This window comes from Pontibacter sp. JAM-7, from assembly GCF_048548695.2.
In the GTDB taxonomy this organism is placed as follows: Bacteria; Pseudomonadota; Gammaproteobacteria; order Pseudomonadales; family Balneatricaceae; genus Neptuniibacter.
Window position 1 is genome coordinate 1 of sequence record NZ_JBLYIF020000090.1, and the last position, 233, is coordinate 233.

The following is a 233-nucleotide window of genomic DNA, read 5'->3' on the forward strand; positions in this document are numbered from 1 at the left end:
TAGCACAGAATCAGGCAAAGTTCATACTTTGCTGTTGCTTATTGGTCGGGAAAATCCACAAGGCGACCGAACAGGTTAAACTCTTCAAGCAGTACTGATTGCATGATTTCCAGGTGGGAGGGGTTGGTTTCCCGGCCAACATAAACAATGGTCAGGTCACCACTGTGGCGAGAAAAAGTTGCGTAACCTTTTGCCAGCAGCTGATTTTGTAACTTGCTGGCATTATCGCTTTG

General features: G+C 46.4%; 1 protein-coding gene. It reads right to left on the reverse strand.

What is annotated here, in order from left to right; genetic code table 11:
* Window positions 1-38 precede the first annotated feature (38 nt).
* Window positions 39-233 (reverse strand): SPOR domain-containing protein (locus ACFVYJ_RS13960; RefSeq protein ID WP_463255485.1); only part of this gene is annotated, 195 nt, incomplete at its 5' end.